This window comes from Chromobacterium rhizoryzae (genome assembly GCF_020544465.1).
In the GTDB taxonomy this organism is placed as follows: Bacteria; Pseudomonadota; Gammaproteobacteria; order Burkholderiales; family Chromobacteriaceae; genus Chromobacterium.
The window spans coordinates 2756180-2776349 of sequence record NZ_CP066126.1 but is presented as its reverse complement, the minus strand read 5'-3'; the positions used below and the strand labels follow the sequence as shown (position 1 = coordinate 2776349).

The window sequence follows — 20170 nt, the reverse complement described above, 5'->3', positions numbered from 1 at the left end:
CAGAATGGCGCTGGGAGCCGGTCTTGGAAAGTGAAATGCTCATGCGGCGCATGAGCATTCCGAAGCGGTGGCCGCGCCTCGCTGCGCGCGGCGGATCGTCAACAGCTTCTCAAAAGCGGGAGGACGCCCGGGCCAGATAGAACCACTCCTGGCCGCTAGGGCTGCGGGGGTTGGGGAAGACGATGCGGCCGTCGTCCAGCGCCGTTACCGGGCTGCCGTCGGCGCGCCAGCCTATCAGCTCGCCTCGGCTCACCGGGTCGAAGCTGGTCCAGTCGCGAGCGAAGCGGTCTCCGTCGTCGAGCTTGTCCACCACCTCGTACAGGCTGAGCGCCTCCAAGGGGCCGGCCGCGGGCGGCGGCGCGTCCAACATGCCCAGATGAGCCAAGGTGTTGACGATGGCCTGGTAGGCGACGCTCGGCGCGGCCGGGTCGTCGTGCTGGCCGCACTCCAGCGTCAGCGCCCAGCCGCCTTGTTGGCGCATGTACTCGGTGGTGCCGACGCCGTAGCGGACGTCGCCGTCCGGGGTCTTGCCGCGTCGGCTCACCCCCAGCGCGTAAGTGGCGAGCCAGCCGTCCACCGCGCGGGCCACGCCCAGCCTTTGCGCCAGCGCTTCTTCTTGCGCGGCCAGGGCGAAGGGCTCCAGCTCGCCGGCGTTGTCGCGCGGTCCCAGGAACACGAAAGCCTGGCCCTGGGACTGGAAGGAGTGCAAGTCCAGCAAAACCTCGTGCTCCGCCAGCAGCGGACATAGCCAGTTGGCGACATGGTCTTCGTAATCGCGCGGCGCGTCGCTGGGGGCGAGATGGCGGTTCAGATTGCGTTCGCCGCCGCGCTGGCCCAACTGAAAGGCCAGCGGATTGCTCACCGGGACCAGGGTCAGCCGGCCGGCGCGCAAGGTCAGCGCGCCTTGTTCCAGCTCCGCCATCAGCCGGCGGACGGCGAGCGTGCCGCAGCCCTCGTTGCCGTGCACGGCGGCGGTGACGATCAGGCGGGGGCCGGCTCGCAAGCCCTGATAGCGGTGGCTGACGAAATAGGGCGGCCAGCTTGGGTTTATTTGAGCCATACGTCCTCGAAGTCGAAAGAACCGTTGGGATTCATCACGAAACCCTGCACATTGTTGCGCAGCGGAATGTAAATGCGGGAATGGGCCATGGTGATCCAGGGGCGCTCGTATTTGAAAATCTCCTGGGCTTTCAAATAGTACTGGGCGCGTTGCTTCTGCTCGGTGGCCTGCCGGCCCAGCAGCAGCAGCTTGTCGAACTCGGGGTTGCAAAAGCGCTGGCCGCCCTTGCTGACGCTGCAGGACAGCGAATTCCACAGGAAATCGTCCGGGTCGCCGGAGTTGCTGGTCAGGCCGGACATATAGACATCGTGTTCGCCGGCGGCGGCGCGTTTCAGGTATTCGCCCCATTCGTAGGATCGAATATTGGCCTTGACGCCTATCCTGGCCCAGTCCTGCTGGATCATCTGCGCCATCAGCTTGCCGTTGGGGTTGGTCGGCCTTTGCACCGGCAGCGCCCACAGATCGAGGGCGAAGCCGTTGGGGTAGCCGGCCTGGGCCAGCAGCGCCTTGGCCTTGGCCGGGTTGTATTCATTGCGGGTTTTGGGGTTCCAGCTCCAGGTGGACGGCGGATAGGGGTTGACCGCCTGGGTGGCGCCGCCCTTGGGGAACATCGCCTTGAACAGAGCGTCGCGGTTGATGGCGATGTCCAGCGCCACGCGCACTTCGCGCTTGGCGAATTGCGGCCGTTTCAGATTGTAGGCCAGATAGGAAATATTGCTGGCGCCGGTGGCGGCGATCTTGATGTTCTTGTCGGCGGCCAAGGTGTCCAGATCGGCCTCGCGCACCGCCGCGGCCACCTGGCATTCATTGGCTTTCAGTTTCTGGATGCGCACTTGAGGATCGGTGACGATGGCGAAAATCAGGCTGCGGGTTTTCTGCGGCGCGCCCCAGTACTGGGGGTTGGCCTCGTAGCGCACGGTCGAGTCCTTGGCGTAGCTCTTGAAGCGGTAGGGGCCGGTGCCTATGGGCTGCAGATTGATCTGCGCGGGCTTGCCGGCCTGCAGCAACTGCTGGGCGTACTCCGCTGACTGCATGCCGGCGAAACCCATCGCGAAGAAGGTCAGGAAGGTGGCGTTGCGTTCTTTCAGCCGGATCTTGACGGTGCTCGGGTCCAGCTTTTGCACCGAGTCTATCAGCTTGACCAGGCCGTAGCCGTCCGGGCCGGTCAGCGGGGTCTTGAGCGCTTGGTTGAACGGCAGCTCCGGCCGGATCCAGCGGTTGACGGTGAAAACCACGTCGTCGGCGGAGAAGTCGCGGCTGGGCTTGAAGTAATCGGTTTGATGGAATTTGACGCCGCGGCGCAGCTTGAAAGTGTATTCCAGTCCGTCCGCCGACACGCTCCAGCTTTCCGCCAGCCCAGGGCGCAGCGCCACGCCGCCGCGTTTGAATTCGGTCAGACCCTGAAAGACGGGCTTGACGATGTTGTAGGTGGAGGCGGTGTCCCACATCGCCGGGTCGAAGCCTTCCGGCGCGGCTTCCGCGCAAAAGACCAGGGGCTTGGCCGCCAGCGCGGCGGCGGGCAGCGCGCCGGCCAGCAACAGGGAAAGGGAGAGGATCGATTTTGTCATTTACGCTATCCTGAGTTCTTGTTCGCGGCAGGCGAATTGTCCGTCATCTACCGCTGTCGGTCCAAGGTCTTGGCGATTGGTTCCCGGCGTCGAAAGCCGACTTTGCGGTTTGACGGACTTTGCGAGGGGGCGGAATGGACGAAGCGAGGGTGCTGATCGTGGGCGCCGGCGTGATTGGACTGTGCAGCGCGTGGCGGCTGGCGCGGGCGGGCTGGCCGGTCACGGTGCTGGAACGGCGCGGCGAAGCGGCGGCCGGCGCCAGCCACGCCAACGGCGGCCAGCTAAGCTACAGCTATGTGGCGCCGCTGGCCGACGCCGGGGTGCCGGCCAAGGCGCTGGCCTGGCTGCTGAGCGCGGACGCGCCGATGCGTTTGCGCCCGCGTTGGGACGCGGCCCAGTGGCAATGGCTGTGGCGCTTCTACCGCGCCTGCAACCGCGAGGCCAACCGCGCTGGCAGCGCCCAATTGTGGCGTTTGGCGCAAAGCAGCCGCCAGCAGTTGGACGCGCTGCGCGCGGAAGGCCTGGACGGTTTCGCCTGGCGGCGCAACGGCAAGCTGGTGCTGTACCGCGGCGCGGCGGCGCTGGAGCATGCGGGACAAGGCGTGGCGGCCTTGAGCGAGCTGGGCGCGTGCCAGCGCTTGCTGGACGCGGACGCCTGCCGCGCGCTGGAGCCGGCCTTGGCCGGCTTGAGCGGGCCGCTGGCCGGCGGGGTGCATACCCCGGACGAGGAGGTGGCGGATTGCCGGCTGTTCTGCCTGGCCATGCAGCGAAGAATGCGCGACGAGGGTCTGGACGTAGAGTTCCGCTTCGGCGAGGAGGTCGTAGGCTTCGAACTGGCCCAGGGGCGGGTGCGGCAAGTTTGGCTGCCTGGAGGCGCTCTGCCTTGCTGCCATCTGGTGCTGGCCGCCGGCGTCGGCGGCACGGGGCTGGCGCGCAAACTGGGCCTGCGGCTGCCGCTCTACCCGCTGAAGGGCTATAGCCTGGACATGCCGGCGGGTGAGGGTTTGCCCGCGCTCAGCGTCACCGATTTCGAGCGCAAGATCTTGTACGCGCCGATAGGCGGCCGTCTGCGGGTGGCGGCGGCGGCGGACCTGGTTGGCTATGACGAAAGCCCGGACCCGCGGCGCGTGGCCGGCTTGCGCCGGCAAGTGATGCGAGATTGGCCGCGGGCGGGCCGCCTGGAACAGGCGGCGGAATGGGCCGGCTTGAGGCCGGCCACGCCGGACGGGGTGCCCATGATAGGCCGCGCGCCCGGCGGACCGGCCAATCTGTGGCTGAATCTGGGACACGGCGCCTTGGGTTTCACCTTGGCCCTGGGCAGTGCCGAGCGGCTGGCGCGGGAGATGGCGGGGGAGTGAGGGTCGGGGGATGGACGAGGGAAGCGAGGCGAGCATGAAAGCGGTGATCGGGATGGAGGACTTGGCGGCGCATCCGGAATACCTGTCGATAGCGGACATCGACGGGGTGAGACTGGACCTGCGCTATGCCTGCGCCAACAATTTCGTGGGGCGAAACCTTTACGGCGAGGCGGCGCCGGCCTTATTGCACCGCCGCGCGGCCGAAGGCCTGGCCATGGCCGCGCGCGAGCTGCGCCGGCTGCGTCCCGGCTTCCATTTGCTGGTTTTCGACGCGCTGAGGCCGGGACGGGTGCAGCGGGTGCTGTGGGACATCGTCAAGGACACGCCGCAGCGCATCTACGTCGCCGACCCGGCGCGCGGTTCGATCCACAGCTTCGGCATGGCGGTGGACCTGAGCGTGGAGGATGCCGACGGGGGCGAGCTGGACATGGGCACCGGTTTCGACGACTTCACCGAACGGGCGCAGCCGCAGCGCGAGGCGGAGCTGCTGCGGACCGGCAGGCTGAGCGAGGCGCAAGTGGCCAACCGTCAGCTGTTGCGCCATTGCATGAGCCAGGCCGGCTTCAACGGCATCGCCACCGAGTGGTGGCACTTCGAGGCGGCGGATCGCGACTGGGTGCGTGCGCATATGCTGCTGATCGAGTGAGCCGGCCGCCGTCGCCGGCTGGCGCTAATGCCGCCGGGCCGGCGGCTTTATGCCCGGCAGGCATTTAGCAAACCGCGGATTTTCAGGCAATATGGCCGTTGGTCGCCTGTTCATGCTCCTGCGAGGCAAGGCGAGACAAGGCCTTGCGGCTGGGAAAGCGGAGTGTGCGCACGGCGCATGAGCCTTTCGAAGCAGTACTCGCCGCGCCAGGTCTCATGACGCGCAGCCGATCGTGAACAAATTCTTAGAAGCACCCGCAGAGAAACATCAATGGCATCCGACAATATCGAACAAGCCTGTTGGCACCCGGAAACCCAGGCAATCCGCGGCGGCCGCGAAATCAGCGATTATCGCGAGCACAGCCAAAGCCTGCATCTGACTTCCAGCTTCACCTACGATTCGGCGGAACAGGCCGCGGCCATGTTCCTGGGCGAACTGGACGGCTACACCTATTCCCGCTTCACCAATCCCACCGTCGCGGCCTTTCAGCAGCGGCTGGCGCTGATGGAGGGCGGCGAGCGCGCCATCGCCACCGCCACCGGCATGGCGGCGATCCAGGCCATCATGATGAGCTTGCTCAAGGCCGGCGATCACATCCTGTCCTCGCAAAGCCTGTTCGGTTCCACCACCAATCTGTTTGCCGGCCTATTGGCCAAGTTCGGCGTGGAAACCACCTTCGTCGACGCCACCGACCTGCAAGCCTGGCGCGACGCGGCGCGGCCCAATACCCGTTTGTTGTTTCTGGAGACGCCGTCCAATCCTCTGACGGAAATCGCCGACATCGCCGCCATCGCGGCTATTGCCCATCAGCATGAGGCCCTGCTGGTGGTGGACAACAGCTTCTGTTCCCCGGCCTTGCAGCAGCCGCTGAAACTGGGCGCGGACCTGGTGATGCACTCCGCCACCAAATATCTGGACGGCCATGGCCGGGTGATGGGCGGCGCGGTGGTGGGCAGCGACGCGCTGATCGAACAGATCTACCTGCACGTGCGCACCGCCGGCCCCACCTTGGCGCCGTTCAACGCCTGGGCTCTGCTCTCCGGCATGGAAACCCTGCATCTGCGGATGGAAAAGCACAGCGCCAACGCGCTGGAGTTGGCGCGCTGGCTGGAAGCGCAGCCGGCGGTGGAGCGGGTGTTTTATCCAGGGCTGGCCAGCCATCCGCAATATGAACTGGCCTTGCGTCAGCAAAGCGGCGGCGGCGCGGTGGTGTCCTTCGTGGTCAAGGGGGGCAGGGCCGAAGCCTGGCGCGTGGTGGACCGGGTCCAGCTGATTTCCCGCACCGCTAATCTGGGCGACGTCAAGTCCACCATTACGCATCCCGCGTCCACTACCCACGCCCGCATCACGCCGGAAGCCAGGTCCAAGGCCGGCATCGTCGAAGGCCTGTTGCGGGTGGCGGTGGGCCTGGAGCATGTCGAGGATCTGAAGCGGGATTTGGCGCGCGGCCTTGACTAATCGCTTTCAACATGTGTTTCATTCAAACGGCAGTCTAAAATACGGACTGCCGCTTTTGTTGCCACCCTGAGAGTTTGGCCCGAGCGCCGTCGAGACATGTCTTGACATTCGTCAAATTAAAACGTAAGTTTGAAACGCTTGTTCGAAAGCTGAAATGAGCAAGACCATAAAACCAGCAAATACAAAAAAGGCACTGGAGAACATGGAAGCAAGCCGCCCCGATACCGCCACCCGCATTCTGGACGTTGCAGAACGCTTGTTTGTGGAGCACGGTTTCGAAGCGACCTCGCTGCGCATGATCACCCAGCAAGCCGAGGTAAACCTGGCCGCGGTGAATTACCACTTCGGCTCCAAGGACGCGTTGTTCGAGTCCGTGTTCATGCGCAGACTGGCCCCGCTGATAGCGGACTGCCTGGCGGAACTGGACAAGCTGGAGGCGGAGGCCTCGGAGGAGAAACTGTCGGTGGAAGGCTTGGTGCTGTCGTTCATACGGCCCTGCCTGTCGCTGTCCAAGGACCCGTCGCGCGGCGGGGCGATGTTCGTGCGCCTGTTGTCGCGCACCTTGGTGGAGAACCACCGCCTGTTGCGCGAAACCATCTCCCAGCAGTACAGCGTGTTCGTCCAGCGTTACAGTCGCGCGTTTCAGCGCGCCTTGCCCTTGCTGGACACGGAGCAGTTGGCCTGGAGAATGCATCTTGCGTTCAGCGTCATGTTCAATGCCTTCGCCGGCAACGATGTGCTGAAGATCTTCACTCGCAGTCAGATCGTCAGCGCGCGGGATCCGGACATGATCGTCAAATACCTCGTGCCCTTTGTCATGGCTGGCCTGGTCGCGCCCATGGAAGGCTGATTCCGGAGCGCAGGGCAGGACGCGTCGACCAAGGCCGCGTCCCTTGCTGTTGCCGCCGGAATGGAAGGGTCAACACGAGGGTAAAACAAAATGATATCTGCCGTTGTTCTGGTCGTGCTGCTGGGCGCGCTGGCGTATTTCCGCGCGCCTGTTCTGGCCTGGACCGTGGGGCTGGCCGCCTGGCTAGCCGCGCTCCAGTTCGTCCTCCATTGCCCGCTGCCGCCGGCGGCCTGGGCTGTTTTCGCGGTGATCGCCGCCGTTCTCAATCTTCCGCCCTTGCGCCGCGCCGTGTTCACCGGCCCGGTGTTCGGCGTGTTCAAGAAAATCACGCCGGCGATGTCCCAGACCGAGCAGGAAGCCATCAACGCCGGCACGGTCTGGTGGGATCGCGACCTGTTTTCCGGCAAGCCGGACTGGAACCGCCTGCTGTCCTTTCCCGATCCCAAGCTGACGCCGGAAGAACAGGCCTTCATCGACGGCCCCACCGAACAGCTGTGCGCGATGATTGACGATTGGAAGATCACCCACGAGCTGAAGGATCTGCCGCCGGAAGTATGGCAATTCATCAAGGACAACGGCTTCCTGGGCATGATCGTCAAAAAGCAGTACGGCGGTCTGGAGTTCTCCAACTACGCTCACGCCAAAGTGGTCACCAAGATCGCCACCCGCGGCGGCACCGCCGCGGTATCGGTGATGGTGCCCAACTCCCTGGGCCCGGGCGAATTGCTGCAGCACTACGGCACCGAGGAGCAGAAGGATTATTATCTGCCGCGCCTGGCCAAGGGTCTGGAGATTCCCTGCTTCGCGCTGACCAGCCCCTATGCGGGCTCGGACGCCGGCAGCATTCCCGACTACGGCATCGTCTGCCGCGGTTCCTACACCCATCCGCGCACCGGCGAGCGTTTCGACGACGTGCTGGGCCTGCGCGTCAGCTGGGAAAAGCGCTGGATCACCTTGGCCCCGGTGGCCACCATCCTGGGCCTGGCGTTCAAGATGTACGATCCCGAGCATCTGCTGGGCGATAAAGAAGACCTGGGCATCACCTGCGCGCTGGTGCCCACCGAACACGAGGGCGTGGCCATCGGCCGTCGCCATTTCCCGGGCGGCGCCGCCTTCATGAACGGCCCGACCTGGGGCAAGGATGTGTTCATTCCGCTGGACTGGATCATCGGCGGCCGCGAGTTCGCCGGCCAGGGCTGGCGCATGCTGGTTGAGTGCTTGTCGGTGGGCCGCTGCATTTCCCTGCCGGCGATGTCGGTGGCTTCCGGCAAGATGAGCACCTTCGTCACCGGCGCTTACGCGCGCATCCGCGATCAGTTCGGTCTGCCCATCGGCAAGTTCGAGGGCGTGGACGAGGCGATGGCGCGCATCGGCGGCTACACCTATCAGATGGAGGCCTCGCAGGACCTGGCCTTGACCGGTCTCGATACCGGCGAGAAGCCGTCGGTGCTGTCCGCCATCCTCAAGTACCACAACACCGAGCGCATGCGCAAAGCCATCAACGACGCGATGGACATCCATGGCGGCAAGGCCGTGGTGCTGGGACCGCGCAACTATCTGGCGCGCGCCTATCAGGCGATTCCGATCGGCATCACCGTGGAAGGCGCCAACATCCTGACCCGTTCGATGATCATCTACGGCCAGGGCGCGATCCGCTGCCATCCCTTCGTGCTGCGCGAAATGAAGGCGGCGATGACCGACGACGGCAAGGAATTCGACGCCGCCATCACCGGTCACATCAACTTCGTGATCAGCAATGTGGTGCGTTCGCTGTGGCTGGGTCTGAGCGGCGCCCGTTTCGTCGGCGCGCCGCGCGGCGGCGAAGTCGGCGCCTACTATCGCCGGCTGACCCGTTTCTCCAGCGCCTTCGCCTTGCTGTCCGATATGGCGATGTTCAGCCTGGGCGGCAGCCTGAAGTTCCGCGAGAAGCTGTCCGCGCGTCTGGGCGACATGCTGTCTGGTCTTTACATCGCCTCCGCCTGCCTGAAGCGCTTCGAGCGCGACGGCGCGCCCAAGGAAGACCTGGCGGTGTTGCAGTGGTCGGTGGAAAACGCCTTGTACGATGTGCAGCAGGCGATGGACGGCTTCCTGGCCAACTTGCCCAGCCGCATGCTGGCGGCGGTGTTGCGCAAGCTGATCTTCCCGTGGGGCCTGACGCTCAAGCCGGCGTCCGACCGCGTCGGCACCCAGGTGGCGCGCGCGATGATGGAGCCGGGCGCGACCCGCGAGCGGCTGACGCGCGGCATGTATCTGCCCAAGGAGGAAACCGATGCGGTGGGCGTGCTGGCGCACGCGCTGGAGGCGGTGCTGGCCACCGAGCCGCTGGAGCAGAAGCTGCGCAAGCTGGCGCGCGACGGCAAGTTCGTGTCGGTGACCGCGCGCGAGCGCCTGGCGGAAGCCTTGGCGGCCGGTTTGCTCAATCAGGCCGAGTTCGACGCCGTCAGCCGCGCGCGCAAGCTCAAGCGCGACGTGATCATGGTGGACGATTTCGACAAGATGCTGGAGCAACATGACGATAAGCTGCTGCAACGCTTGATCTTCTGAGCGTAAGGGGTAAGATTTGCCGGGATTCGTCCCGGCATTTCACGCCAGCGGCTGGCAGACGGCCGCTGGCGTGAAATGATGAAAAGTCGCCAAGATCGAGCGATGAACAAGAACAAAGGAGTGAGCATGGACCGCCCTGAAGTCCGGATTCCCACGCTGCGCGTGCGCGCGCTGCCAACCAGCACCAACGCTTATGGCCGAGTCCAGGCCGGTTGGCTGATGAATCAGATCGACATGGCCGGCAGCCTTGACGCCGAGCGCCTGTCGCGCGGCCCGGTGACCACGGTGGCGGTCAACACCTTTCAATTCGCCGCGCCCATCCTGCTGGGCGACGTGGTGGACCTTTATGTGGAACGGCTGAGAATAGGCCAGAAATCCATCACCCTGAAAATCACCGTCGAAGCGGAGCGCATCGATGGCTCGCACGAGGCGATCACCGAAGTGGTGGCCACCTATGTGGCGGTGGATTGCGATGGAAAATCGCGTCTTTTAGGTGATATTTAGCTCATTTCCATGCTTTTTTGCGTGCTTGTTGCAGAAATGTCTCATTAAACGTTTGTTTGGAACAAACACTCCAAAACCTTGTGGAATTGCTCTAATTCTCTGGTAGCATCAAATATGACCAGTGCTTGTTATTGGTCATCTAACACCTAAGAACACTATAGCAACGCCAAAGAGAGAGGGAGAACATGAAACTCAAGCACCTCAGCCTGTCCGTGATGGTCATGGGCGCAACATTCGGTCTAATGTCCACCCAGGCCGTGGCCTCGGGTTATCAGTTTGGTTCGCAGAGCGTGTCCGGCCAGGGCACGGCGCATGCCAACGGCGCCGAGGCCAACGATCCTTCCACTATTTTCGCCAACCCGGCCGGTCTGTCCCGGCTGGAGGGCACGCAGTTTTCCGGTGGCGCGACCTTGGTCGTGCCGCATTCCGAGTACACCGATAACGGTTCCACTCGGGCTGTATTGATTCCTGGCGCGACTGCCCAACCGGCTGGCGGCAGCAATGGCGGCTCTTTTGCGCCCAAGGCCGTGGCGGCGCCCAACTTCTATCTGTCGCACAAAGTAAACGACAAGATCAATCTGGGCTTGGGCATATTCGTGCCCTATGGCGCCAAGCTGGATTATGGTTTCGACTGGGCCGGCCGTTATGCGCTGAAGAGCGTGAATCTGCAGTCCTTCAACATCAACCCGTCGATGTCGTTCAAGCTGGATGATCGCCACTCCTTTGGCTTTGGTATTTCCGCTCAATACATGAATGCGTCGCTGGATCAGATGGCGGATGCTACGACTGGTGTGAACGCCCGTATTTTCCAGACGGCTTACCAACAAGCGTTGGCGGGAGGTGCTTCGCAAGCGGTGGCTCTGGCTCAGGCGCGCGGCGCGGTTGGGGCGGCGGCGGTCAATGGGGATGGCCTGGCTCACGTGGAAGGCGATGATTGGGGCTTTGGCTGGAATATCGGCTATATGTTCCAGCTGAATGAAAACACCCGTTTTGGTTTGGCCTACCGTTCCAGTATCAAGCAATCTTTGAGCGGTTCGTCCACTTGGACATTCAATAATGTCACCAATAACGCCATTCCTGGTCTGCCGCAGAATGGGGCCGGTGCGCTGGCCAAGAGCAAGCACCCGGATGCTACGGCCAAGGTGGATGTGACTACCCCGGAAACCGCGTCCGCCAACTTCTTCCATCAGCTGAATCCGAAATGGGCGGTGATGGGCGATGTGACCTGGGTGGCCAACTCGCAAATGAAAGAGATTGTGATCCAGCAGTCCACGGTGGGCGGCGTGGCTCAGGGCGATATGGTGATTCATCAGAACTGGCGCGATACCTGGCGCGTGTCCTTGGGCGCCAACTACCAGTACAGCGATGCCTGGCTGTTCCGCGGCGGCGTGGCTTGGGAGCAATCGCCGTTGCAGTCCGATAGCGACCGTCATCCGGCCTTGCCGGATAGCGATCGTCTGTGGCTGTCGCTGGGCGCCAACTACAAGATCAACAAGCAAAGCTCGATCGACGTCGCGTATAGCTTCATTAACTTTACGAACGCTAACGTCAATTACACGGATACTTGCAATCCTAGCGGCCAGATGTCCAATGGCCAGTTGTGTACCGGCAACGGCGGCACGGTCAAAGGCAGCTACAAGACCTATCTGCAGCTGATCGGCTTGCAGTACAACTATCGGTTTTAATTGAATCGGCGCCGCTGGGCGCGCGGATTTCGGGTCGGGCGGGCGCGGTGGCGCTCGCCCGGTTTTTGCGTTTGCGCCGCGCCGGTTTTTCCGCTTGTTTTCTCTCTCTATTTTTCCATGAACCCCCTGTTTTTTTGCCCAAATTGGGTTAGACTTATTTGAGAGAAAAGCGAGTGTTTGATATTTTTCAATGCAGATCTTTTCCAGCTGCGCTTGATCCGCCGCGATAGTGGCTGCCGGCGCGGTTTTTCAGTAGATTGACGGATGTCCGCGGCGGTGGGAAAACCATCTCTCGCCAGGCTTCCGGGCGGGCCGGGCTTCATCATAATCATTCTCCCGGCCGGCCGAGTTGTGCCGGCTGCAGCGGCGGCGCGCCGCCGACTCAGCGCAAGGACGAACAACGCCCGTCCTTGAGGCAGGCTGAGCAGGCGAGAGGGGCCTGTCTCATGTTGTGTTTCAACAAAACGAGGAAACCATGTCTCAAACCAAGTTCAACGTACGCAAGGTAGCCGTGTTAGGCGCTGGCGTGATGGGGGCTCAAATCGCCGCCCATCTGGTGAATGCCAAAGTTCCGACCATCCTGTTCGACTTGCCCGCCAAGGAAGGCGACAAGAACGGCATCGTGCTCAAGGCGCTGGAAGGCTTGAAAAAGCAGAAGCCGGCTCCCTTGGCCAATAAGGATGCCGTCAACCACATTCAGCCGGCCAACTACGACGACCACCTGCACCTCTTGAAGGATTGCGACCTGGTGATCGAAGCCATCGCCGAGCGCATGGACTGGAAAGCGGATCTGTACCACAAAGTGGCGCCGCATCTGGGCGAACACACCATTTTCGCCACCAATACGTCCGGCCTGTCGATCAACACGCTGGCGCAAAGCTGCCCGGATAATGTACGCCCGCGTTTCTGCGGCGTGCACTTTTTCAATCCGCCGCGCTATATGCATCTGGTGGAAATCATTCCCTGCCTGACCTCGGACGCGCACATCCTGGATAATCTGGAGCGCTTCCTGGTGTCCAGTCTGGGCAAGGGCGTGGTTCGCGCCAAGGACACCCCCAACTTCGTCGCCAACCGCATCGGCGTATTCTCGATGCTGGCCACCATCGCCAACGCCGACAAGTTCGGCATCCGCTTCGACGTGGTGGACGACCTGACCGGTCCGCGTCTGGGCCGCCCTAAATCGGCCACCTTCCGCACCGCCGACGTGGTGGGCCTGGACACTTTCGCCCACGTGGTCAAAACCATGCAGGACACCCTGCCGCAAGACCCGTGGCACGGCCTGTTCCAGACTCCGGAATGGATGCAGAAGCTGATCGCCGCCGGCGCGCTGGGCGCCAAGACCAAGGCCGGCATCTATAAGAAAGACGGCAAGCGCATGTTGGTGCTGGACCCGGCCAAGGGCGAGTACGTTGGCTCCGGCGAGAAGGGCGACGACGCGGTCAAGGAAATCCTGAAGATCGCCAATCCGGCAGAAAAATTCCAGAAACTGCGCGAGAGCAGCCATCCGCAGGCGCAATTCCTGTGGGCATGTTTCCGCGATGTGTTCCATTACATTTCCCACCATCTGGCCGATATCGCCAATAGCGCGCGCGACGTCGACTTCGCCATCCGCTGGGGCTTCGGCTGGAGCGTGGGTCCGTTTGAAACCTGGCAGGCCGCCGGCTGGCAGCAAGTGGCCAAGTGGCTGGACGAGGACGTGAAAGCCGGCAAGGCGCTGAGCGCCGCCGCGCTGCCGGCCTGGGTGCTGCAGGGCGACCGTGCCGGCGTGCACTTCGCCGAAGGCTCTTACGATCCGGCCGGCAACAAGCTGGTGGGCCGCTCCACGCTGGACGTGTACCAGCGTCAGCTGGCGCCGGCCAAGGTGCTGGGCGAGGCGGCGGCGCCGCTGGGCGAAACCGTGTTCGAAAACGAGGGCATGCGCGCCTTCACTACTGGCGACGAAGTGTTGGTGGTGTCGTTCAAGTCCAAGGCGCATACAATCGGCCCGGCCGTGATCGAGGGTCTGAACAAGGCCATCGACATCGCTGAAGACCGCTTCAAGGGCCTGGTGATCTGGCAGACCGAGGAGCCGTTCTCCGTCGGCGCCGATCTGCAGTCTATGATGCCGGCCTTCATGATGGGCGATTGGGACGCGATCGACGCGACGGTGCGCCGCTTCCAGGAAACCTCGATGCGCCTGCGCTATTGCCAGGTGCCGACGGTGGCGGCGACCCAGGGCTATGTGTTCGGCGGCGGCTGCGAATTCGCGATGCACTGCGACAAGACCGTGGCGGCGCTGGAATCCTATGTCGGTCTGGTGGAAGTGGGCGTCGGCCTGCTGCCGGGCGGCGGCGGCTGCAAAGAATTCGCCCTGCGCGCCGCTCAGGAGGCGCGCGGCGACGTGCTGGCCGCGCTGAAGGACTACTTCATGGCCATCGCCACCGCCAAAGTGGCCACCAGCGGCTTCGAAGCGCAGGAAATCGGTTTCTTCCGCAACGGCGACCCGGTGGTGTTCAACGCTTACGAGCTGTTGCACGTGGCCAAACAGCAGGCGATCGCGCTGGCCGAGGCCGGCTACCGTCCGCCGCTCAAGGTCAAGGGCTTCCCGGTGGCCGGCCGCAGCGGCGCCGCGTCCATCAAGGGCCAGTTGGTGAACATGCTGGAAGGCAACTTCATTTCCAAGCATGACTTCTTCATCGCCGGCCTGATCGCCGACGTGATGACCGGCGGCGACGTCGAGGCCGGCACCCTGGTCAATGAGCAGTGGATTCTGGATCTGGAGCGCAAGGCCTTCATGACCTTGCTGAAGAACTCCAAGACCCAGGATCGCATCGCCAATATGTTGACCACCGGCAAGCCGCTGCGCAACTAAGTGCTTGGGGGTGATTCTGCTGCGCGCGCCGATATCGAATGCTGCGATGCTCGCCGTACCGCATGTACGGCTGCGCTTCTCGCTTCGATCTCGGCCCGCTCGCGACGAATCCTCCCGCAAGCACGGCCAATAGCCAGATGAAAGGCAGCCTGATCGCCGGAGCGCGGGTCAGGCCGCCGACAGGAGAATCAAAATGAGCAAACAAGTACAAGAAGCTTACATCGTCGCCGTCACCCGCACGCCGGTGGGCAAGGCGCCGCGCGGCATGATGCGTCATGTGCGTCCGGACGATATGCTGGCGCACGTGATCACCGGCGCGCTGGCCCAGGTGCCTAATCTGGATCCGAAGCTGATTTCCGACTGCGTTGTGGGCTGCGCCTTCCCGGAAGCGGAACAGGGTCTGAACATGGCGCGTATCGGCGTGTTGCTGGCCGGCCTGCCCAATACCGTGGGCGGCATCACCATCAACCGTTACTGCTCGTCGGGCATCAACGCGGTGCAGATGGCCGCCGACCGTATCCGCCTGGGCGAGGCCGACGTGGTGATCGCCGCGGGCGCCGAGTCGATGTCGCTGGTGCCTATGATGGGCAACAAGGTGTCGCTGAACCCGGAAATCTTCGCCAAGGATGAAAACTACGGCATCGCTTACGGCATGGGCCTGACCGCCGAAAAAGTGGCGCAGCAGTGGGGCGTGTCGCGCGAAGACCAGGACGCGTTCGCGGTGGAATCGCACCGCCGCGCGCTGGCCGCGATCGACGGCGGCAAGTTCAAGAGCGAGATCACGCCGCTGGAGGCGACCTACCGCACGCCCAATCTGGAAACCGGCGAAGTGGCGGTCAAGACCCGCGTGCTGGACACCGACGAAGGCCCGCGTCGCGAGACCACGCTGGAAGGCCTGGCCAAGCTGAAAACGGTGTTCGACGCCAAGGGTTCGGTCACCGCCGGCAATTCCTCGCAGATGTCCGACGGCGCCGGCGCGGTGATTCTGGTGTCCGAGCGCGTGCTCAAGGAGTTCAATCTGACTCCGCTGGGCCGCTACGTCACTTTCGCGGTCAAGGGCGTGCCGCCGGAAATCATGGGCATTGGTCCGAAAGAGGCGATCCCGGCCGCGTTGAGCCAGGCGGGCCTGAAGCAGGACGATCTGAAGTGGATCGAACTGAACGAGGCGTTTGCGGCTCAGGCTTTGGCGGTGATCCGCGATCTGGAGCTGGATGCCTCCAAGGTCAACCCGCATGGCGGCGCCATCGCTCTGGGTCACCCGCTGGGCGCCACCGGCGCCATCCGCACCGCCACCCTGGTGCACGGCATGCGCGACGCCGGCCAGAAGGGCTACGGCATGGTGACCATGTGCATCGGCACCGGCATGGGCGCCGCCGGCATCATCGAAGTCTTGTAAGCGGGACGGTTCTCGCGTAAAAAAACCGGCTCGCCATGGCGAGCCGGTTTTTTATTGCCCGCCGCGCGGCGGAGGGCGGGGCTTAGTCCACCTTGGACAGCGTGTCGAAGTCGCTGTGGCTGCAGTCCTCGTATTCGTGCTGTGGCGTTTTGAGGCGAATCTGATAGGACTTGCCTTGCGCCGCCAGCACCAATTGCTTGTCCGGCAGCGTCAGGGCCTTGGGCATCAGGAAGTAGCGCTGGCCTTTGCGGGAGTTGGGCTGGGTGATGTAGATGGCGGTGGAGGGCGGGGATTCCGAGTGCTCGGGGTCCAGCAGCGATACGCCGACGGGGTTTTGCCCGAGGATTTCTATGCCCACCTTGGTGCCGTTGCTTTGGCGCAGGATGCGGCGGATCACGCCCAGCAGCTGCGGGTGATTGTCCGCTTTGACCAGGATGACGCGGCCGATGGCCAGCTGCTCCACCGCCTTGCCGATGAAGGTGAGGCCCATGCCGGTGGAACTGATGTCGTTGATGCGCCAATCGCTGGCGCGCTCGGGATCCTGCGTCGGCACGTCCTGAACCTTGACCTGATAGGCGACGCGTTCGAAGCCTATGCTGACGTGGGCGTTGGACGCGTGCAGCGAGCGCTCCGACTTGCGCAGCGATTTGCCGCCGTCGGTAGACCAGCGAATGGCCAGTTTTTCGCATAGAATGGCCCATTCCTCGCGCTCCAGCCCGCCGTCCATGGCCGCCAGGGCGGGAGGGATCCGTCTGTCCAGATCGAACATCAGATCTGCCAGGCGGCTGGTGATCTCGTAAGCGGACCAGTAGCGGTGCCATTTGCCGGCCATGCCGCGCAGCATGGCTTGCGGCGGTTCGGGCATCGACAGGTTGTAGACGAAGATGGGCTCTTCCACCGGCGGCTGTTTGTCCAGCGGAATGCTCTGGCTCAGCATCATCAGCAACTGGTCTACCGCGATGATCTCCTTGTGCAGCATATTGTCGGTCTGCGCCAGGAAGAGCATGCCGGCTTGGATCAGCAGTTGTTCACAGCTGAATTCGTCCGGGCTGTTCAGATAAAGCTTGATCGGGTGCCGGGAAAAACCGCTTTCCTCCGCCTGGCTGAAAAAGCGGAACCCGTTTTGCCAGGCGGCGCCTTCCGGCTTCAGATAGCGCAGGGAGTTCCAGGCGATCAGCCGCATCTGGTGATGCAGGCCGCGGATGGTGACGATGCGGATTTCGTCTTCCGGCACCGCGTTGGGGTGGCTTTTGTACAGTCTCAGGCAGATCTGGTAGGCGGAGGACAGCTCGTGCCAGTAGGCGAGGATGGTGGGCAGATAGCCTTTGCTGCCGCCTTTGGACTGCAAATAGTCCCGGCACAGCTGGCGATGGATGTTGTTGGCCTTGTCGTCGACGTAGACCAGGGTCTTGACGCGCTCTTTCAGCGAGATATCGGTGTCGGTATTGATTTTGGCGACGGCTTTGATGATTTCCACCAAGGCGCCGAAATACTCGGTTTCAGGCAGGTCGCGCACTAATAGCGTTGCAGACTGCGCCACTTCGGAGGCAGTCGTGTTTTTGTTCAGTAGGGAACTGACTAGTGATTTGAAGTCAAACATTTAGCCCGGCTTTATAGGAAATTATGTTTTCATTGGCATATCGCTATATCTTACGCCACGCGCAGGCGTGGGTGAAACGGTAATTCTCATTATTTACCCATATGCTTACAAATAACAATCGCTGGAATCGGCGACAGCGGCTGACATCGCTGCTGTTGCTCGGGGTTTTGTCGCAAACGACCTGGGCGGGCAACGGGGAAGAGCTTGGCGCGTATCCGCCGCAAGGCGTGGGTTTGGTGCTGGGCGGCGGCGGCGCGCGCGGTTTCGCCCACCTGGGGGTGCTGAAGGAACTGGAGCGTTTGCGGATTCCCATCGCCTGTATCGCGGGGACCAGCGCCGGCGCCTTGATTGGTGGTATTTATGCAAATGGCTTGCCTTTGGCGCAGATGGAGCACGAGTTCGACGCCGCCGATTGGGACGCCTTGCTCTCCGGCAAGCCGACGCGGGCGGACGTGCCCTACGATCGCAAGCGCGACGATTACAAGAACTATCTGGACGTTACCTTCGGCTTGAAGAAGGACGGTCTGAAAGTGCCGCGCAGCGCGATCAATTCGCAGGAAATCGAGCTGTACATCCACAAGCTGACGCGTGATCGCGTGGTGGGCAGTTTTGATCAGTTGCCGATCCCGTTTCGCGCGGTGGCCACCGATCTGGCCACCGGCGAACCGGTGGTGTTCGCGCAGGGCTCGCTGGCGCGCGCGCTGCGCGCCAGCATGGCGGTGCCGGGCTTGTTCGATCTGATAGAAGACGACGATGGCCGCCTGCTGGTGGACGGCGGCCTGGCGCGCAATCTGCCGATTCAGGATGTCAAAGGCCGCTGCGCCGATCGGGTGATCGTCGTCGACGTGTCCACGCCGCTGATGAAGGCGAAAGAGATCAACAGCCTGTTCGATGTGGTGGCGCAGACTTCCAATCTGATGGTCAGCCGCAACGCCAAGGAGCAGTTGCGGAAGCTGGATAAGCGCGATCTGGTGATCAAGCCGGATTTGAGCGGCTATACCGCGGCCTCTTTCAGCGAACACCAGGCAATCACCCAGCGCGGCGAGGAGGCGGCCAAGGCTCTGGCCAAGCAGCTGTCGGCCTATTCGGTGTCGGAAGAAGAGTACGCGGCGTGGAAGCGCCGCTTGGAGCGGCCGCACTTCCCCTTGATCGACAAGATTCAGGTGGAAGGCAAGCCCGGCCAGTTCACCAAGCCGGAGCAACTGGCCAAATCGCTGGCTTTCTCCTCGGTGGTGGAGCCGGTCAGCAGCGCTCAGACCCGTCTGCGCGGCGTGTTCGCCGGCGGCGACTACGACCGGCTGACCTACCGCGTGGACAGTGTGTCCGGCCGCAATGTGATGACGGTGTCGCCGCTGGAGCGCAGCATAGGTCCGAACTTTCTGCGCTTCGGCCTGAATCTGAGCAGCGCGACGCCGGGCGAGAGCAATTTCAACTTTTTGGCTTCGCATGAATGGCGCAACGCCAATAGCGCCGGCGGCGCCTGGCGCAACGATGTGTCCATCGGCCAGAACAAGCTGTTCAAGACCGAGTGGTACCAGCCGCTGTACGAGGGCAGCCCGGTGTTCGGCGCGGCGTCCTTTGGGTATCGACAGGATTTTTTGTCGATTTATAACGCTGACCATTCGTTGAATACGGAGTGGAACAATGATGTGGGCAGCGTGCGTCTGGATGGCGGAGTGGCCTTGGGGCGTTACGGCGAGTGGCGGATTGGCGCGTACCGGGACGATAATCACTTCGGCTCGCGGGTATCTTGGTTTCCTGGCTTGGTGCCGTCAAACTTTCGGGATACCGGGGTGGGCACCAGCCTGGTGGTGGATCAGTTCGACAATCCGCGCTGGCCGCGCTCTGGCTACTTCTTCAGTGGCCGGTTGACCAAGAGCATTCCGTCCTGGGGCAGCGATGTCAATCTGACCAACTACGATACGACCATGGAGTATGTCAAGACTCTGGGCAGTGTGACGATGCGCTTGACCGCCAAGAACAAGGGCGCTTTGAATCTCGACGACAGAGAGGATGCCCAGACCTTGCCCAGATCGCTGGGCGGTTTCTTGAATCTGAGCGGTTATCAGGACTCCGAACTGATTGGCGATCGCTCGTCCCTTTTCCGCTCGATGCTGTATTGGCGAGCGTCCAGCCTGCCGTCGGCGATTGGCTCCGGCGTTTACGCCGGTATCTCGATGGAGCTGGGCAAGATTTGGGGCCGAGTGCGAGCTGAAGACCTCTCGTCGCACGATACTAACTGGATTCCCGCCGGATCGGTCTTCCTCGCCGCGGACACCATCATCGGGCCGTTCTTCCTTGGCGTTGGCACCGCCAAGGGCGGCAAACCCACCGCCTATCTGTATCTGGGGTCCGACTACTGAGTCGATTGTGGCTTTGGACTGAGGCTCATCAAACTAAAAACGCTATATGGCAGCCGCCATATAGCGTTTTGTTTTTCTTGGCCTGGTGGGGGCGAACGGCCGCTCCAGCCCACGCTTATCGATCTTTCGGACGGTTGAATTTTAAGTTCTTGTATTTTCTGTTGTTGATATGTGACGTAAAAATACAAACGTTTGAATAATTCTGGTGTTTTGGGCCGCTTTCTCCTATTACCAATCTTGGGCATGCAAATAAGAGCAATTACTCAGCCCGCATTGATCAACTAGAG

13 protein-coding genes are annotated in these 20170 nt (G+C 62.6%); 10 read left to right on the top strand and 3 right to left on the bottom strand.

Annotated features, from left to right (window positions below; all coding sequences use genetic code 11):
* Positions 1–109: 109 nt before the first annotated feature.
* Together JC616_RS12575 and JC616_RS12570 are read right to left on the bottom strand one after the other, a co-directional pair.
* Complete coding sequence (locus JC616_RS12575) at positions 110–1060, bottom strand: M14 family metallopeptidase (protein ID WP_227103344.1); 951 nt, start codon at positions 1058–1060, stop codon at positions 110–112.
* The gene (locus tag JC616_RS12570) at positions 1048–2628 is read right to left on the bottom strand and encodes an ABC transporter substrate-binding protein (RefSeq protein ID WP_227103342.1); all 1581 of its coding nucleotides are present in this window, start codon (positions 2626–2628) and stop codon (positions 1048–1050) included. The genes JC616_RS12575 and JC616_RS12570 overlap by 13 nt, the downstream gene beginning before the upstream one ends.
* Positions 2629–2762: 134 nt before the next feature.
* On the opposite strand from JC616_RS12570, the gene JC616_RS12565 reads away from it, so the two are divergent.
* From JC616_RS12565 to JC616_RS12525, 9 genes are all read left to right on the top strand, one after another.
* Positions 2763–3986, top strand: a complete 1224-nt coding sequence (locus JC616_RS12565) for a D-amino acid dehydrogenase (RefSeq protein ID WP_227103340.1) — start codon at positions 2763–2765, stop codon at positions 3984–3986.
* A gap of 34 nt (positions 3987–4020) precedes the next feature.
* Positions 4021–4632 carry a M15 family metallopeptidase gene (locus JC616_RS12560; protein WP_227103338.1) on the top strand — a complete coding sequence of 204 codons (612 nt, stop codon included), beginning with the start codon at positions 4021–4023 and terminating at the stop codon, positions 4630–4632.
* A 270-nt stretch (positions 4633–4902) separates the two neighbouring features.
* The gene (locus JC616_RS12555) at positions 4903–6090 is read left to right on the top strand and encodes an O-succinylhomoserine sulfhydrylase (protein ID WP_227103336.1); all 1188 of its coding nucleotides are present in this window, start codon (positions 4903–4905) and stop codon (positions 6088–6090) included.
* Positions 6091–6292: 202 nt separating this feature from the next.
* The gene (locus JC616_RS12550; RefSeq protein ID WP_019102939.1) at positions 6293–6940 is read left to right on the top strand and encodes a TetR/AcrR family transcriptional regulator; all 648 of its coding nucleotides are present in this window, start codon (positions 6293–6295) and stop codon (positions 6938–6940) included.
* Between the two features lie 90 nt (positions 6941–7030).
* Complete coding sequence (locus JC616_RS12545) at positions 7031–9484, top strand: acyl-CoA dehydrogenase (protein ID WP_227103334.1); 2454 nt, start codon at positions 7031–7033, stop codon at positions 9482–9484.
* Positions 9485–9610: 126 nt separating this feature from the next.
* Positions 9611–9988, top strand: coding sequence for an acyl-CoA thioesterase (locus tag JC616_RS12540; protein WP_019102937.1), 378 nt, complete (start codon positions 9611–9613; stop codon positions 9986–9988).
* A 185-nt stretch (positions 9989–10173) separates the two neighbouring features.
* A complete protein-coding gene (locus tag JC616_RS12535; RefSeq protein WP_227103332.1) occupies positions 10174–11673 on the top strand; it encodes an OmpP1/FadL family transporter in 1500 nt (499 codons plus the stop codon).
* 475 nt (positions 11674–12148) lie between these two features.
* Positions 12149–14524 carry a 3-hydroxyacyl-CoA dehydrogenase/enoyl-CoA hydratase family protein gene (locus tag JC616_RS12530; RefSeq protein WP_227103330.1) on the top strand — a complete coding sequence of 792 codons (2376 nt, stop codon included), beginning with the start codon at positions 12149–12151 and terminating at the stop codon, positions 14522–14524.
* Positions 14525–14717: 193 nt separating this feature from the next.
* The gene (locus JC616_RS12525; protein ID WP_227103328.1) at positions 14718–15920 is read left to right on the top strand and encodes an acetyl-CoA C-acyltransferase; all 1203 of its coding nucleotides are present in this window, start codon (positions 14718–14720) and stop codon (positions 15918–15920) included.
* Positions 15921–16002: 82 nt separating this feature from the next.
* Here the strand turns inward: JC616_RS12525 and JC616_RS12520 are convergent, their stop codons facing one another.
* Positions 16003–17436, bottom strand: coding sequence for a PilZ domain-containing protein (locus JC616_RS12520; RefSeq protein ID WP_227103326.1), 1434 nt, complete (start codon positions 17434–17436; stop codon positions 16003–16005).
* A 251-nt stretch (positions 17437–17687) separates the two neighbouring features.
* Between JC616_RS12520 and JC616_RS12515 the strand changes: the two genes are divergently transcribed.
* The gene (locus JC616_RS12515) at positions 17688–19883 is read left to right on the top strand and encodes a patatin-like phospholipase family protein (protein ID WP_227103324.1); all 2196 of its coding nucleotides are present in this window, start codon (positions 17688–17690) and stop codon (positions 19881–19883) included.
* The last annotated feature ends 287 nt before the right edge of the window (positions 19884–20170 follow it).